The 13,731-nt window shown below is 56.9% G+C and carries 17 protein-coding genes; 10 read left to right on the top strand and 7 right to left on the bottom strand.

Annotation, left to right across the window (positions count from 1 at the left end; translation table 11 throughout):
- Positions 1–420: 420 nt before the first annotated feature.
- From AC2FD9_RS20285 to AC2FD9_RS20275, 3 genes are all read right to left on the bottom strand, one after another.
- The gene (locus tag AC2FD9_RS20285; RefSeq protein ID WP_496838603.1) at positions 421–582 is read right to left on the bottom strand and encodes a hypothetical protein; all 162 of its coding nucleotides are present in this window, start codon (positions 580–582) and stop codon (positions 421–423) included.
- Between the two features lie 232 nt (positions 583–814).
- Complete coding sequence (locus AC2FD9_RS20280) at positions 815–952, bottom strand: entericidin A/B family lipoprotein (protein ID WP_186437378.1); 138 nt, start codon at positions 950–952, stop codon at positions 815–817.
- 214 nt (positions 953–1,166) lie between these two features.
- Entirely contained in the window at positions 1,167–1,508 is a 342-nt protein-coding gene (locus tag AC2FD9_RS20275) for an ArsR/SmtB family transcription factor (protein WP_109313386.1), read from the bottom strand.
- A gap of 328 nt (positions 1,509–1,836) precedes the next feature.
- Between AC2FD9_RS20275 and AC2FD9_RS20270 the strand changes: the two genes are divergently transcribed.
- The 6 genes from AC2FD9_RS20270 to AC2FD9_RS20245 all read left to right on the top strand — a co-directional run bounded on the left by AC2FD9_RS20270 (position 1,837) and on the right by AC2FD9_RS20245 (position 5,601).
- Positions 1,837–2,469, top strand: coding sequence for an ATP-dependent Clp protease proteolytic subunit (locus tag AC2FD9_RS20270; protein WP_108861785.1), 633 nt, complete (start codon positions 1,837–1,839; stop codon positions 2,467–2,469).
- Positions 2,470–2,603: 134 nt separating this feature from the next.
- Positions 2,604–3,869, top strand: coding sequence for an ATP-dependent Clp protease ATP-binding subunit ClpX (gene clpX / locus AC2FD9_RS20265; RefSeq protein WP_058272201.1), 1,266 nt, complete (start codon positions 2,604–2,606; stop codon positions 3,867–3,869).
- Between the two features lie 63 nt (positions 3,870–3,932).
- The gene (locus tag AC2FD9_RS20260) at positions 3,933–4,307 is read left to right on the top strand and encodes a Rid family hydrolase (protein WP_496838601.1); all 375 of its coding nucleotides are present in this window, start codon (positions 3,933–3,935) and stop codon (positions 4,305–4,307) included.
- A gap of 79 nt (positions 4,308–4,386) precedes the next feature.
- Positions 4,387–4,770, top strand: coding sequence for an NADH:ubiquinone oxidoreductase subunit NDUFA12 (locus AC2FD9_RS20255; RefSeq protein ID WP_058272199.1), 384 nt, complete (start codon positions 4,387–4,389; stop codon positions 4,768–4,770).
- Positions 4,771–4,783: 13 nt separating this feature from the next.
- Positions 4,784–5,236, top strand: a complete 453-nt coding sequence (gene mlaD / locus AC2FD9_RS20250) for an outer membrane lipid asymmetry maintenance protein MlaD (protein ID WP_058272198.1) — start codon at positions 4,784–4,786, stop codon at positions 5,234–5,236.
- Positions 5,233–5,601 (top strand): DUF2155 domain-containing protein, encoded by a 369-nt coding sequence (locus tag AC2FD9_RS20245; protein ID WP_496838599.1) that lies wholly within the window; start codon positions 5,233–5,235, stop codon positions 5,599–5,601. The genes mlaD and AC2FD9_RS20245 overlap by 4 nt, the downstream gene beginning before the upstream one ends.
- On the opposite strand, the gene aat is transcribed toward AC2FD9_RS20245, so the two are convergent.
- The 4 genes from aat to AC2FD9_RS20225 all read right to left on the bottom strand — a co-directional run bounded on the left by aat (position 5,556) and on the right by AC2FD9_RS20225 (position 8,773).
- Positions 5,556–6,188: a leucyl/phenylalanyl-tRNA--protein transferase gene (gene aat / locus AC2FD9_RS20240; RefSeq protein WP_496838597.1), complete on the bottom strand. Its 633-nt coding sequence runs from the start codon at positions 6,186–6,188 to the stop codon at positions 5,556–5,558. The genes AC2FD9_RS20245 and aat overlap by 46 nt on opposite strands.
- A 48-nt stretch (positions 6,189–6,236) precedes the next feature.
- Positions 6,237–7,586 (bottom strand): acetyl-CoA carboxylase biotin carboxylase subunit, encoded by a 1,350-nt coding sequence (accC, locus tag AC2FD9_RS20235; RefSeq protein ID WP_496838595.1) that lies wholly within the window; start codon positions 7,584–7,586, stop codon positions 6,237–6,239.
- A 9-nt stretch (positions 7,587–7,595) separates the two neighbouring features.
- Positions 7,596–8,087: an acetyl-CoA carboxylase biotin carboxyl carrier protein gene (gene accB, locus AC2FD9_RS20230; RefSeq protein ID WP_058272194.1), complete on the bottom strand. Its 492-nt coding sequence runs from the start codon at positions 8,085–8,087 to the stop codon at positions 7,596–7,598.
- A gap of 149 nt (positions 8,088–8,236) precedes the next feature.
- Positions 8,237–8,773, bottom strand: coding sequence for a LuxR C-terminal-related transcriptional regulator (locus AC2FD9_RS20225; protein ID WP_496838594.1), 537 nt, complete (start codon positions 8,771–8,773; stop codon positions 8,237–8,239).
- 204 nt (positions 8,774–8,977) lie between these two features.
- Between AC2FD9_RS20225 and AC2FD9_RS20220 the strand changes: the two genes are divergently transcribed.
- From AC2FD9_RS20220 to AC2FD9_RS20205, 4 genes are all read left to right on the top strand, one after another.
- Positions 8,978–10,273, top strand: a complete 1,296-nt coding sequence (locus AC2FD9_RS20220; protein WP_496699769.1) for a helix-turn-helix domain-containing protein — start codon at positions 8,978–8,980, stop codon at positions 10,271–10,273.
- 76 nt (positions 10,274–10,349) lie between these two features.
- Entirely contained in the window at positions 10,350–10,730 is a 381-nt protein-coding gene (locus AC2FD9_RS20215) for a response regulator transcription factor (protein WP_058272302.1), read from the top strand.
- A complete protein-coding gene (locus AC2FD9_RS20210; protein WP_058272191.1) occupies positions 10,727–11,029 on the top strand; it encodes a hypothetical protein in 303 nt (100 codons plus the stop codon). Before AC2FD9_RS20215 ends, AC2FD9_RS20210 begins: the two co-directional genes overlap by 4 nt.
- Positions 11,029–13,707: an ATP-binding protein gene (locus AC2FD9_RS20205; protein WP_496838592.1), complete on the top strand. Its 2,679-nt coding sequence runs from the start codon at positions 11,029–11,031 to the stop codon at positions 13,705–13,707. Before AC2FD9_RS20210 ends, AC2FD9_RS20205 begins: the two co-directional genes overlap by 1 nt.
- Positions 13,708–13,731 lie beyond the last annotated feature (24 nt).

The raw sequence follows: 13,731 nt of genomic DNA, 5'->3' as shown, positions 1-13,731 counted from the left end.
TATCTCTGGCTGGGCAATCACAAGATACGCCTGATTCGCTGCTCTGAGGCTGTGAATATCCACAATTGGCAGCAAAATGGCTTTTGCAGGTGCAGAAAACGGGGAAAATCGGGTCATTTCGTCGAATTCAGCGTTTTCCATTGCCAAGACCGCACGGTGTTTCAATTTCCGGAGTTATCCACAATTTTCTCCCAGCGGATATCAACACTTTATCCCCGTCTAATTCTCATGCTGCAGTGCTATTTCCTTGTCGGAACATGACCCGGATGTAACAGTTCTATTACCGCAACGGTTCTTAGGAACCAGGGTGGGACGCAAAGGCCAAAGGGGGTCGAGGCAATAAAGGCAAGTCTTAGGATTGGCTTTTATATGCAAAGGCTTACCGGTGGATGGTCAGCTGAATTGGGTGTCAGACCCGGGTCAGATGATCAGACTCTCAGAAGGTCGATGCGTGCTGTTAAGCATCTTAGGGTGCCGTGCAGCGGCCGTGGCCTGTAACAGGGTCGGGGCAACTGGATCGGGGCGTCCCTCGGGCGCATCGACCCGGTAAGGCGTCAGGAGTATCCGTGAGGGTACATGCATGGACCGCGTCTGCGCACCTGACGCCTTTTCCTTTTCTCAGGTCTATCCAGGCTACCACTCTGCCCCCCCGCAAAACGGGAACGGGGTTCTTGTGGATGCACAAGAACCCCGAAGTGTCAGATATGCAATGCCGCGTCTATGCACCTGTGCCAAGGAGTGTACCTTGGTTGGCTGCAATCTTCAACCATATCTTGTATGTGGAAGTTGCGCCTTCACAACATCCTGAATTGCGTCAGATATTTTGCTGAACGTCAGTCGCGGCTTCTTGGATGGCATCGCCTGCTTTTTCGATATCTTTGCCTGCACCCTTGGTCGTCTCGCACGCTGCAAGGGTAAACACTGCCAGCCCTACTAGAATTGCTCGGATCATCAGTACCTCCATTTGATTTTCTAAACATGGCGTAGCAGCTTTTATTTGCTGGAACCAGTATTTTACCGTGCTTGCAACGGGCGTAGAAACACGAAGCTGCCGAGCCAATTGACCGCATGGATTGTGAAGGTGGGGCGTGGCCGCACCGACGACGGATCGTTCCGATCGAAAAGATTGGACTTGCGCGTCGGGTGCGGTGGAAAGATGAACGAAATCAGTCCTTATCGCCCGCGCAGAACAGCTCGTACACCACTTCAAGCATACGGCGCGGTCTGTCATCAGCAAGACGGTAGTAAATTGCTTTGCCTTCGCGTCGGGGAATCACAAGGCCTTCCAGACGAAGGCGGGACAGCTGCTGCGAAACAGCAGCCTGTCGTGCGGACAGTAGATCCTCAAGCTCGGTCACGGATTTTTCGCCAGAGACTAGATGGCACAAGATCATCAATCGGCCTTCGTGACTGATCGCCTTGAGGAAATTCGATGCGCGGGTCGCATTTCCCGCCATCCGGTCGAAATCGTCAGACGTCATATTCTGTGAAATCTGAGGCAATGCCATTGCTGTTTTCCTTTTGGGCCCTGGTGAGTGGGCACTTTTGTGAGTGGTTCGCTAAAGCGGTTCGCATTGCTACACGTTCTGTGCATGAATTTCCATATGCATGGATCAAAATGCCGTGATGGGAAAAGGGGAACTTATTGTTTAGAGCATCAAACCGCGCATTGACATCGGCGGCCTCGGTGCGTTCGACATCAGACTATCCACTTATTTTGGACGGTTGGAGTGCGATCTGTTGAGCCCCCCTTGCAGCCCCCCCGTGCCGACACTAAGACTCGGGTAACGTTTCTTCGGGTAATGTCCCGATCCATAGCAAAACAGGCAGGTTCTCATGTTCGATCCCGTTGACACCTATATGAATACGCTCGTTCCCATGGTCGTCGAGCAGACCAGCCGGGGTGAACGCGCGTATGATATTTTCTCGCGCCTTCTGAAAGAGCGGATCATTTTCATCAACGGTCCGATCCACGACGGGATGAGCCACCTGATCGTCGCGCAATTGCTGCACCTCGAGGCCGAAAATCCAAACAAAGAAATCTCGATCTACATCAATTCGCCTGGCGGCGTGGTTACCAGCGGTTTGTCGATTTACGATACAATGCAGTATATCAAGCCCAAATGTTCGACATTGGTAATCGGTCAGGCAGCCTCGATGGGGTCGGTTTTGCTGGCCGGTGGCGAGAAGGGAATGCGTTTCTCGCTGCCCAACAGCCGGATCATGGTGCACCAGCCCAGCGGTGGCTATCAGGGCCAGGCCAGCGACATCATGATTCACGCGGCCGAGACGCAAAAGCTGAAGGATCGCCTTTATGACATATACGTGCGTCATACAGGTCAGACCAAAAAGGCGGTTGAAAAAGCGCTGGACCGTGACAATTTCATGAGCCCGGAAGAGGCGAAAGACTGGGGTCACATCGACGAAATCGTCGAAAATCGCGCCAAAATGGACGGTGACGAGGCCTAAGAATATCTCCCCACGTCCCAGGCGTGGGGGCCATTTTTGAGATTGTAGCCGCCCCGGTGGTGGCCTAAGCTGCACCAACATGTGGCATGCGCGGTCCGACACGGACCGCAGGGACGAAGCCCGAAAGGTAGAACATGGCGACGAATTCAGGCGGTGACGGCAAAAACACGCTCTACTGCAGCTTCTGCGGCAAGAGCCAGCATGAGGTGCGCAAGTTGATTGCCGGCCCGACCGTTTTCATCTGCGATGAATGCGTCGAACTGTGTATGGACATCATCCGCGAAGAGACGAAGGCCAGCGGCCTGAAGTCCAGCGATGGCGTTCCGACGCCCAAAGACATTTGTGAGGTGCTGGACGATTACGTTATCGGTCAGGCCACCGCCAAGCGGGTTCTGTCGGTTGCTGTGCACAACCACTACAAGCGTCTGAACCACGCCCAAAAGGCCGGCAGCGATATTGAGCTGGCCAAGTCCAACATTCTGCTGATCGGCCCAACCGGCTGCGGTAAGACGCTGCTGGCGCAGACGCTGGCGCGTATTCTGGACGTGCCGTTCACCATGGCAGACGCAACTACACTGACCGAAGCCGGGTATGTGGGTGAGGATGTTGAAAACATCATTCTCAAGCTGCTGCAGTCCAGCGAATACAATGTTGAACGCGCGCAGCGCGGCATCGTCTATATCGACGAGGTCGATAAAATCACGCGCAAATCCGAAAACCCATCCATCACGCGCGATGTATCGGGTGAAGGTGTGCAGCAGGCGCTGCTTAAGCTGATGGAAGGCACCGTGGCCAGTGTGCCGCCGCAGGGCGGGCGCAAGCATCCGCAGCAGGAATTCCTGCAAGTGGACACCACGAACATTCTGTTCATCTGCGGTGGTGCTTTTGCAGGTCTGGATAAGATCATCGCGCAACGCGGCAAAGGCTCGGCCATGGGCTTTGGTGCGGACGTGCGGGACAATGACGAACGCGGCGTGGGTGAGATTTTCAAGGATCTCGAGCCCGAGGATCTGTTGCGGTTCGGCCTGATTCCGGAATTCGTTGGACGTCTACCGGTTCTGGCGACGCTGGAAGATCTGGACGAAGATGCACTGGTCACCATCCTGACCAAGCCCAAGAACGCTCTGGTCAAGCAATACCAGCGCCTGTTCGAACTGGAAGATGCCGAGCTGGCCTTTACTGATGATGCGCTGAAGTCGATCGCCAAGAAGGCCATTGAACGCAAAACCGGCGCGCGCGGATTGCGCTCGATTTTGGAAGATATCCTTCTGGACACCATGTTCGAACTTCCGGGCATGAAGAACGTAACCGAAGTGGTGGTGAACGAAGAGGCGGTGTCGTCTGACAAGCAGCCCCTGATCATCTACGCGGATGCCGCGGAATCAGCTTCGGCAGGATAAGGCACAACAAGAATTACCAAGACGGCGCGGGATTGACCGCGCCGTTTTCTTTTGGAGGTAAGCATGAAAATCAGGCGCATTTCATCTGGCGGAGAATTCGAGGCCAAAGTTGGCTATTGTCGTGCTGTGGTTGCAAATGGTTTCGTCTTTGTCGCCGGGACTTGCGCCCAAGGTGACAACGTGCCGGAGGACATTGTAGGGCAGTGCAAGTCGTCCTTGGAGGCGATTGGAAAAGCGCTGGCCGAGGCTGGAGCCGGTTTTGCGGACGTGGTTCGGGTCAATTACTATTTGCCGGACATGAATGAGTTTGAATTTTGCTGGCCGTTGTTGGTAGAAGCATTTGGTGACAACCCGCCTGCAGCGACGGTTGTCGAATGCAATCTCATAACCCCAAAAGACCGTATCGAGATTGAAGTGACCGCGGTTCTGCCGAAATAGGGCCTGCGATCCTTGTGACACTGGACCTTAGTGAGGCTTTGGTCCATATCTGCGAGTACAGAAATGCCGGAGGCAGCTGATGGGAATCCTAAACAGTCTTTTGCGGGCCGTAACCTGGTGGAACGGATCCACATTGAACACGCAAATTTACACATCGCGTAAGGGTATCAAGGTCGGTGAAGACGACGAAGGCAACGTGTTTTACCACAATGCTGACGACAGTAGACGTTGGGTGATTTTCAATGGTGAGGCTGAGGCGAGCCGGGTTGATCCGGATTGGCATGGCTGGCTGCACCGCACCTGGGATGAGCCGCCGACGGACAAACCGCTGAAACACAAATCCTGGGAAAAACCGCATCAGGAAAATCTGACAGGCTCTGCTTTGGCTTATGCACCAGCAGGTTCTTTGCGCCGCCCGGACCCGGTCGAGCGTAAGGACTACGAGGCCTGGAGCCCGGAATAACACGAGGCGAGCAATGTCGAGTTATAATGCAACCGAAGTTCTGGTCGGTGGGGTCGTCTTAGCCTGTGCCGTCGCATTTGGCGTTTACGCCAGCCAATCCACCGGCCTGTCGCAAAGCAGTGGCGGCTATGAACTGGGCGCCTCTTTCCGTTCCTTGGAAGGGGTAGGCGTCGGCACCGACGTACGCCTTGCTGGTGTCAAGATTGGCACTGTAACCGGTGTAGACCTGAATCCCGAAACCTATCGCGCCGATACCACCTTCTCGATCTCTGACGGAATTCTGGTGCCGGACGACAGCGCGATTGTCATCTCATCCGAAGGGCTGCTGGGCGGCAACTTTGTCGAGGTTATGCCGGGTGGTTCGCCGTTCTACTTTGAAGCGGGCGATCAGGTCGAAGATACGCAAGGTGCCGTCAGTCTGATTTCCCTGCTGGTCAAGTTTGTGGCCGGGGACGGAAGCGAATGAAGCGATTTGCCCTGATTGCAGCGTTGCTGGTCGCGACGGAGGCCACGGCCCAGCAAAAAGCCCAATCCGGTCCTGGCGCAATGCTGCGTGGTCTGGACAAGGTCAGCGGTCAGACCGTCGATGTTGAAATGCGGAATGGTCAGACACTGCCGGTTTTTGGGTTGGATGTGGCCTTGGGCGATTGTCGCTATCCAGCGGACAACCCGACCGGTGATGCATTTGCCTATCTGACGATCTGGGAAAAAGGCAGGACAGATCAACTGTTTGACGGTTGGATGATTGCCACGTCGCCCGCATTGAACGCGCTGGACCATGCGCGTTATGACGTCTGGGTGATGCGCTGTATCACTGCATCGGGCGACTGAGGCACTGCTGCTACAAAATCCGCACTGGCATTGATCGCCTCTTCAAGCGTGTTCCGATATTGCGTGCGCGGAATCTCGATCGCTCCCAGAGACGCCAGATGAGCGGTCAGAAACTGGGTGTCAAACAAGAGAAATCCGGTTTGGCGCAAGCGGTCCACAAGATAGGCCAGCGCGATTTTCGAGGCATCCTTTCGACGGGAAAACATGCTTTCGCCGAAAAACGCCGCACCCAGCGTAACGCCATAAACGCCGCCGACCAGTGCGTCCTCATCCCAGACCTCCAGCGAATGGGCCCGGCCCGCGAGGTGGAGTTGCTGATAAAGGTGGCGCAATTCTGCATTGATCCAGGTGTCTGCCCGATCAGCGCAGCCATCGACCACTCCGGCAAAATCGCGGTTGATGCTGATGGAAAAGCCGGACTTTCGAATGCGGCGTGCGAGGCTGCGCGAGATATGAAAGCCATCTAACGGAAAAACGCCACGAAATTTGGGATCGACCCAAAACAGTTCCGGGTCATCGCGGTGTTCGGCCATCGGGAAAATTCCAATGGAATAGCCGTGTAGCAAAAGTTCAGGGGTCAGGCTCATGCGCGATACCCGGGGACCAGAGCGCAAGTGCCCTCTGGTCCCTTGGTTTTATTGGGCCATATTCGCCGCAAGCCAGTGTTCCAGCCAGTGAATGTTGTAATCACCGTTGTGGATTTCCGGCTCTTGCAGCAACGCATGGAACAGCGGCACGGTTGTATCGATACCGTCCACGATCAGTTCGCCCAATGCGCGATCTAGTCGTGCCAGCGCCTCGGCCCGGTCGCGGCCATGTACGATCAACTTGGCAATCAGCGAGTCGTAATATGGTGGAATCGAATACCCATCATACAGCGCCGAATCCATCCGAACACCAAGACCGCCGGGGGCATGAAAGGCAGAGATTCTGCCCGGGCAGGGTGAGAAGTTCGGCAGCTTTTCTGCATTGATCCGGACCTCGATGGCGTGGCCGTTGATCACAAGATCGTCCTGACCAAACGACATCGGTTCGCCAGCTGCGACGAGAATTTGTTCGCGCACCAGATCGACGCCAAAGATGCCCTCGGTCACCGGGTGTTCTACTTGCAGGCGGGTGTTCATCTCGATGAAGTAGAACTCACCGTTCTCATACAAGAACTCGATGGTTCCGGCGCCAATATAATTGATCTTGGCCACGGCGTCCGCGCAGACTTTACCGATCTTGGCGCGCTCTTCCGTGCTGATGCTGGGGCCGGGTGCCTCTTCAAACACCTTCTGGTGGCGGCGCTGCAGCGAGCAGTCGCGTTCGCCCAGATGCACAGCCTTGCCCTTGCCGTCTCCAAAGACCTGGATCTCGATATGGCGGGGCGTGGTCAGGTATTTCTCGATATAGACCTCGTCATTGCCAAAGGCGGCTTTGCCCTCGGCACGTGCGGTCATAAATGCGCTTTCCATCTCATCCGCGCTCATCGCGACTTTCATACCGCGACCGCCGCCGCCAGCGGTGGCTTTGATGATGACGGGATAACCAAATTCCTCGCCGATTTTCTTGGCGGTCTCCAGATCTGGCACGCCGCCGTCCGAACCCGGAACGCAAGGCACACCCAGCGCTTTCATCGTGTCCTTGGCGGTGATCTTGTCGCCCATGACGCGGATGTGTTCGGCGGTGGGGCCGATAAAGGTGATGCCGTGATCTTCGACGATCTGCACGAATTCGGCATTCTCGGACAGGAAACCATAGCCAGGGTGGATCGCCTGTGCACCAGTGATTTCACACGCCGAGATGATCGCAGGCACCGACAAGTAGCTTTGCGGGCTGGGCGGAGGGCCGATGCAGACCGATTCGTCCGCCATGCGCACATGCATCGCGTCGCTATCGGCGGTGGAGTGGACGGCGACCGTCTTAATCCCCATCTCGCGGGCAGCGCGGATGACCCGCAGGGCGATCTCGCCTCGGTTGGCAATCAGGATCTTGTCGAACATGGGACCGCCTTACTCAACGATGACCAGAGGGGTGCCGAATTCCACCGCATCACCGTCACCGACCAGAATGCGTTTGATGGTTCCGGATTTGGGCGCGTGAATGTGGTTCATGGTTTTCATCGCTTCGACAATCAGCAGTGTGTCGCCTTCGGACACCGATGCGCCGACGCTGATGAAGGAAGGTGCGCCCGGTTCGGGCTGCATATAAACGGTTCCTACCATGGGCGAGGTGACAGCGCCCGGGTGGCTGGCCGGATCTTCCTGTGCCGCCGGAGCTTCGACAGGTGCAGCGGCTGCTGCTACGGGTGCTGGTGCCGCTGCCGGTACGGCCATCTGAACAGGGGCGGGCGCGACCTGCGACATACGGCTGACGCGGACATTCAAACTGTCGTCATCACCATATTCGCGCATGACTTCCAGTTCGGTCAGGTCATTTTCGCGTAGCAGTTCGGCCAGTGCCTTGATGAATGCCACGTCCGCTTCGTGTTTGGTATCTGTCATGAGTGTCCTCGACGGTTCCCCTTTGGCCCGTCTGTTCTCGCGGGCTTTGGTCTGATTACGCAGCGTTATAAGCTATGCGGACGGTCATGAAAAGCGCAGTCTCGGCATGTCAGATGGGGGTTTTGCCCAATATTTCGGGGGGAAACGGATTAAAGGGGCATGCCTGAGAGTTTTGCCACAAGTTCAGGTAGTTTGCGCGCGCCGAACTTCTCTAGCAGACGGGCGCGGTAAGCCTCGATTGTGCGATAGCTCAGCCCCAACTCGACGCCGATTTCCTTGGCGGACAGACCACGGCAGGACATGATGGCAACTTCGCGTTCGCGGGTTGTCAGTTCGACCAGCGGGCGGTCTTCTGAGATGTCGGAAAAGCTCCAGATGCCATGGCGAAACGGGTCGTCCGGTGTCAGGGATCGTCCGCGTGCACGGCACCAAAACAAGTCCCCGTCGCGCCGGCGCATGACCCGTTCGTCAGTGTAATATCCTGTGTCCTGCATCGCTTTCAGGCTGCGCTGTCCGATCCTCTCCCAATCCGCGACCGAAGGGTAGAGGTGCAATAGGGGCATGTTGCGATACTCTGCTTCTTCGCCGCCAAAGGTGCGGGCGAATTGCAGATTGCAGCGTCGGATGATGCGGTTTTCCAACTCGACCAATCCGATGGGGGCATATTCGAAAGCTGGATCGCTCATTCGGCTATCGTGCAAGGATTTCAGGAAAATTAGAAGAGGGTGGATGCAGATTTGGCGGATTGCGCGCCGGTCGCAGGGGCAAAAGGTCTTGGTATTTTGTGGTCAAGCCTGTGAAGATTGTAAATAGGCTATGAAAACTACCAGTTAAGAACTAGAAATCTAAAGGGAGTTTTGAAAACGATTGAGTGAATTGGGTGAAATAACATGCGCGACACGCTGACGGGTAGCCGCATTCGCGAGCGACGCCAAATCTCAGGTTTACGGCAGGCCGAGCTTGCGCGGCAGGTTGGGATCTCGGCGTCCTATTTGAATCTGATCGAACACAATCGCCGCCGGATCGGAGGCAAGTTGTTGGTGGATATCGCCAATGCGCTGTCTGTTGAGCCTTCGCTGCTGACCCAAGGGATTGAGGCGACGCTGATTTCAGCGCTGCGCGAGGCTGCTGCAGATGCGGTTGGACAACAGGCCGAAGTGGACGCGCTGGAAGAGTTCGCAGGTCGGTTTCCCGGGTGGGCCGGAGTTCTGGCGCAGATGCATCGCCGGGTCGTCTCGCTTGAGCGCACGGTTGAAACCCTGTCCGACCGACTGACGCATGATCCACATCTTGCCGCGTCGATGCACGAGGTGCTGTCAACGGCCGCTGCCATTCGTTCAACGGCAGGGATTCTGGCCGACACGCAGGAAATCGAGCCCGAGTGGCGCGATCGGTTCCACCGTAACCTGCACCAGGATGCTGAAAGGCTAGCTGACAGTTCCAAGTCTCTAGTGGCATATTTGGATGATTCTGAGGCGGACGATGACCGCCGCGGTGTTCCCTCGGAGGATGCTGAGGCTTTTTTTCAGGCCAACAGCTACCATTTCCCGCAGATAGAAGCGGGCGGAAGCGGCGCGGACATTGACCTGAGCGCAATTGAATCGGCGGCAGCGCGGACTGTGACCAAGGGATATCTGGATACCTACGCCGCAGATGTCAGAGCCATGCCTCTGGACGACTTACAGAAGGCTCTGACCGAGGCCGAGCCTGATCCGCTGGCTCTGGCGGCACGGTTTTCAGTAGATATCCCGACAGTCCTGCGGCGGCTGGCTACATTGCCCGAAGGATATCTAGGGCGGCCCACCGGGCTGGTGGTCTGTGACGCGTCCGGCAGTATCCTGTTCAGTAAATCCGTGCCGGGTTTCGCCATGCCACGCTTTGGCGAAGCCTGCCCGTTTTGGCCCATCTTTCAGGCGCTGAACAGACCATTGGTTCCGATCCGCAAACGTGTTGTGCAATTGGGCCGAACAGCGGCCGAGTTCGACTGCTATGCCTACGCGTGGCCGCAGGCAGTTTCAGGATATGACGATGCGCCGGCCTATCATTCAGTCATGCTTGTCCGAGCGGTGGAAGAGGGGGCTCCGAGCGCGCAATCCGTGACCCGGGTCGGCCCAAGCTGCCGGGTTTGCCCGAATGACGCCTGTGCATCGCGCCGCGAGCCGTCGATTTTGAGCGAAGGTTTTTGACAGTTTCCTGACAGAAGGCTTAAGCTGACGCCGACAGGTTCACGGACAGAACCTGTCATGGGGAGGAATGGAACATATGAGCCGTAAGGTTCTGTTAATTGAGGATGAGCCCAACATCGCTGAGGCCATTCGATTTTTGCTGACCCGCGAGGGATGGCAGGTTGAAACGCACGCAGAAGGGTCGGATGCGATAGAAGTCATTCAGGGCGCAAACCCTGATCTGGTCATTCTGGACGTTATGCTGCCCGGCAAAAGCGGGATGGAGATTTTGCGCAACCTGCGCGAGCTTGAGGGCATGCAGCATTTGCCCGTTTTGATGCTGACCGCGCGCGGGCAATCGCGCGACCGGGAAATGGCTGAAAATGCCGGGGTCAGCCGCTTTATGACCAAACCGTTTTCCAACGCCGAAGTGCTGACAGCGGTACGAGACCTGCACGCGCAGGCAACGCGGTCATGAACACGGGCGAAGATCGTAAACCCCAAGGGGTCCGGCCTTCGCTATTTCTCGAGCGTCAAAGTTATCGCCGCCGCAGGTTGATGGATGCCGCGCGTCTTTTGCCCATTCTGGGGGCGGCTCTTGTTGCCATTCCGCTGCTCTGGCCAAGCCAAGGTTCATCTGATGATGGTGTGCCGCTGTCTTCAGCAATTCTGTATATCTTCGCGTGCTGGGCTTTGCTGATCATAATCAGTCTGATCTTTGGATTTGCAGCCAGACGAATGGTTGTAAGTGACGATGCCGAGGCAGAGTCGGATTGATGGCCACACTAAACGTTCTGATCCTGGTTTGCCTCGGCTATGTCGTTCTGTTGTTCGCGGTGGCTTTTGCCGCTGACCGGATGGCGGCCGCTGGCCGAGGGGCGTGGTTGCGGTCTCCGCTGATCTATACATTGTCGCTGTCGATTTATTGCACGGCTTGGACCTTTTACGGCGCGGTCGGAAATGCTGCGCGGTCCGGGTTGGAATTTGTTACGATCTACCTTGGGCCAACGCTGGTGATGCTCAGCTGGTGGTGGGGTCTGCGCAAGCTCGTTCGGGTCGGACGCACCCAGCGGGTAACATCCATCGCAGACTTGATTTCCTCGCGATACGGAAAATCCAACACGCTGGCCATTTGCGTGACCATTCTGGCCGTTTTGGGTGGAACGCCGTACATCGCGTTGCAGCTGCAATCCATTACACTGTCTTTTTCCATCTTTGCCGAGGCTGATCCCTCGGGCCTCTACCGAGAAGGTTCCAGTGTGTTTTGGGTAGCTGCGGGCCTGGCGGTATTTGCTATCCTATTTGGCACTCGAAATCTGGACGCGAATGAGCGTCACCACGGTGTGGTCACCGCCATTGCGTTGGAATCGGTCGTCAAACTGTTCGCCTTGCTTGCGGTCGGCATCTTCGTTGTTTGGGGCGTTGCGGGTGGGATTGGCCCGATGATGGATCGCATCGATGCCTCGGAGATTGGGCAATGGAACGTGGATGCCGGACGTTGGACGACCTTCATTTTCCTCTCGGCCGCCGCATTCATCTGTCTACCGCGGATGTTTCAGGTGATGGTGGTAGAGAACGCGGATGAGGGGCACTTGAGAACCGCTGCCTGGGCTTTCCCGTTATATCTGCTGTTGATGAGCCTGTTTGTTGTGCCCATCGCCGTCGTGGGTCTGGACCTGATGCCCGAAGGCTCGAATCCCGACCTGTTCGTGCTGACGGTGCCCTTGTCGCAGGGGAACGACTGGCTAGCGATGCTGTCGTTTATCGGCGGGTTTTCCTCGGCCACGTCTATGGTCATCGTGACGGCAATGGCGTTGTCGACCATGGTGTCGAACCATCTGGTCATGCCGATCTGGCTAAGCACGCAAGGGGGGGCGGGTTCGGTCTCGGGTGATGTTCGCAACGTGGTGCTGATGGCGCGGCGCGTGTCCATCGCGGTCATCATGGCGCTGGGTTACTATTACTACCGCTTGTCGGGCGGTGGGGCTGCACTGGCGTCGATCGGGCTGGTGGCCTTCGCGGGCATTTCCCAGATCCTGCCAGCGCTGGTAGGAGGGTTGTTCTGGCGCGGGGCCACGCGAACCGGGGCGTTGGTGGGGCTGACGGTTGGTTTTGTGCTGTGGATTTACACCTTGTTACTACCGGGGATGGGCGGGGCAATAATGCCCGACTCGGTGTTGCAGAACGGTCCCTTCGGGTGGGGCTGGCTGCGCCCAAGGGCCCTTTTCGGGATCGAAGGAATGGACCCCATGGTCCACTCGGTTATGTGGTCATTGGCGTTGAACACGGCTGCATTCTGCGCCGCGTCCCTGCTGAGCTTTCCCAGCCCGTTGGAGCGTCTTCAGGGTGCGCAGTTCGTCAATGTTTTTGACCACTCGGTCTCACCGGCTGGCTGGACCGGGTCGGTGGCGCAAAGCGAAGACCTGATGATCATGACACAGCGCATTCTGGGCTCTGGCCCGGCGCAGGAGTTCTTTCAGCACGAGGCCGAAGCACAGGGTGGACGGACAAGCCTGCCGGAACCCACGCCGGGTTTTTTGGAAAGACTGGAACGTGAACTCAGCGGCTCGGTCGGCGCGGCTACGGCCCATGCGATGATCGGGCAGATTGTCGGTGGATCGTCCGTTTCGGTTGAGGACTTGCTTGCGGTGGCTGACGAGTCGGCGGAACTGTTGGAGTATTCCAGCCAGCTTGAGGCCAAATCCGCCGAGCTCAGCCGAACCGCGCGCCAACTGCGTGAGGCGAATACCAAGCTGACGCAGATCTCCGAACAAAAAGACGGTTTCCTCAGTCAGGTCAGCCATGAACTTCGGACGCCGATGACCTCAATCCGGGCCTTTTCCGAGATCATGCGCGATACGGATGGTTTGAGTGCTGAAGAGCAAACGCGCTATGCCGCGATCATCCATGATGAAGCCCTGCGGCTGACGCGCCTGCTGGACGATTTGCTGGACCTGAGCGTTCTGGAAAGCGGTCGTGTAAGCCTGAATATGGGTGGGGATACCCTTGGTTCGATCCTGGATCGGGCGGTTTCAAGCGCATTGGCAGGATCGCACCCAAAACTTAGAATTCGCCGCTCGCGACCGTCCGAGCGTATTCCGCTGAACACTGATCTTGATCGGTTGGGGCAGGTCTTTATCAATCTGATTTCGAACGCGCAGAAATACTGCGATGCGGATGAACCCGTTCTGACCATCTCGGCCCATGATGTCGGGGGCCAGGTCGTTATTGATTTCACCGATAACGGCAGTGGTATCCCGCCCGAAGCGCAGTCGATGGTGTTCGAAAAGTTTGCCCGTGTCGGTGGGGACAAGGCGGGTGGCGCCGGGCTGGGTCTGGCGATCTGCCGCGAGATCATGCAGCGTCTGGGCGGCGAGATCAGTTATCTTCCTGGGCAGGGCGGCGCGGCCTTTCGCGTCCGCCTTCCGCTGGCGCACCGGCAAGCTGCGCAATAATGCGAACATAAAGACATTGGTAAC

The sequence above is a fragment of the Ruegeria sp. YTSC230 genome, from assembly GCF_059609665.1.
Note: the sequence above shows the minus strand (reverse complement) of the source record. Positions and strands in the feature narration are given on the sequence as shown.

Excerpts from the sequence above, each read along its gene's own strand:
- AC2FD9_RS20285 (WP_496838603.1), bottom strand. The coding sequence starts at position 582 with ATGCATGTACCCTCACGGATACTCCTGACGCCTTACCGGGTCGATGCG.
- AC2FD9_RS20280 (WP_186437378.1), bottom strand. The coding sequence starts at position 952 with ATGATCCGAGCAATTCTAGTAGGGCTGGCAGTGTTTACCCTTGCAGCG.
- AC2FD9_RS20275 (WP_109313386.1), bottom strand. The coding sequence starts at position 1,508 with ATGGCATTGCCTCAGATTTCACAGAATATGACGTCTGACGATTTCGAC.
- AC2FD9_RS20270 (WP_108861785.1), top strand. The coding sequence starts at position 1,837 with ATGTTCGATCCCGTTGACACCTATATGAATACGCTCGTTCCCATGGTC.
- clpX (WP_058272201.1), top strand. The coding sequence starts at position 2,604 with ATGGCGACGAATTCAGGCGGTGACGGCAAAAACACGCTCTACTGCAGC.
- AC2FD9_RS20260 (WP_496838601.1), top strand. The coding sequence starts at position 3,933 with ATGAAAATCAGGCGCATTTCATCTGGCGGAGAATTCGAGGCCAAAGTT.
- AC2FD9_RS20255 (WP_058272199.1), top strand. The coding sequence starts at position 4,387 with ATGGGAATCCTAAACAGTCTTTTGCGGGCCGTAACCTGGTGGAACGGA.
- mlaD (WP_058272198.1), top strand. The coding sequence starts at position 4,784 with ATGTCGAGTTATAATGCAACCGAAGTTCTGGTCGGTGGGGTCGTCTTA.
- AC2FD9_RS20245 (WP_496838599.1), top strand. The coding sequence starts at position 5,233 with ATGAAGCGATTTGCCCTGATTGCAGCGTTGCTGGTCGCGACGGAGGCC.
- aat (WP_496838597.1), bottom strand. The coding sequence starts at position 6,188 with ATGAGCCTGACCCCTGAACTTTTGCTACACGGCTATTCCATTGGAATT.
- accC (WP_496838595.1), bottom strand. The coding sequence starts at position 7,586 with ATGTTCGACAAGATCCTGATTGCCAACCGAGGCGAGATCGCCCTGCGG.
- accB (WP_058272194.1), bottom strand. The coding sequence starts at position 8,087 with ATGACAGATACCAAACACGAAGCGGACGTGGCATTCATCAAGGCACTG.
- AC2FD9_RS20225 (WP_496838594.1), bottom strand. The coding sequence starts at position 8,773 with ATGAGCGATCCAGCTTTCGAATATGCCCCCATCGGATTGGTCGAGTTG.
- AC2FD9_RS20220 (WP_496699769.1), top strand. The coding sequence starts at position 8,978 with ATGCGCGACACGCTGACGGGTAGCCGCATTCGCGAGCGACGCCAAATC.
- AC2FD9_RS20215 (WP_058272302.1), top strand. The coding sequence starts at position 10,350 with ATGAGCCGTAAGGTTCTGTTAATTGAGGATGAGCCCAACATCGCTGAG.
- AC2FD9_RS20210 (WP_058272191.1), top strand. The coding sequence starts at position 10,727 with ATGAACACGGGCGAAGATCGTAAACCCCAAGGGGTCCGGCCTTCGCTA.
- AC2FD9_RS20205 (WP_496838592.1), top strand. The coding sequence starts at position 11,029 with ATGGCCACACTAAACGTTCTGATCCTGGTTTGCCTCGGCTATGTCGTT.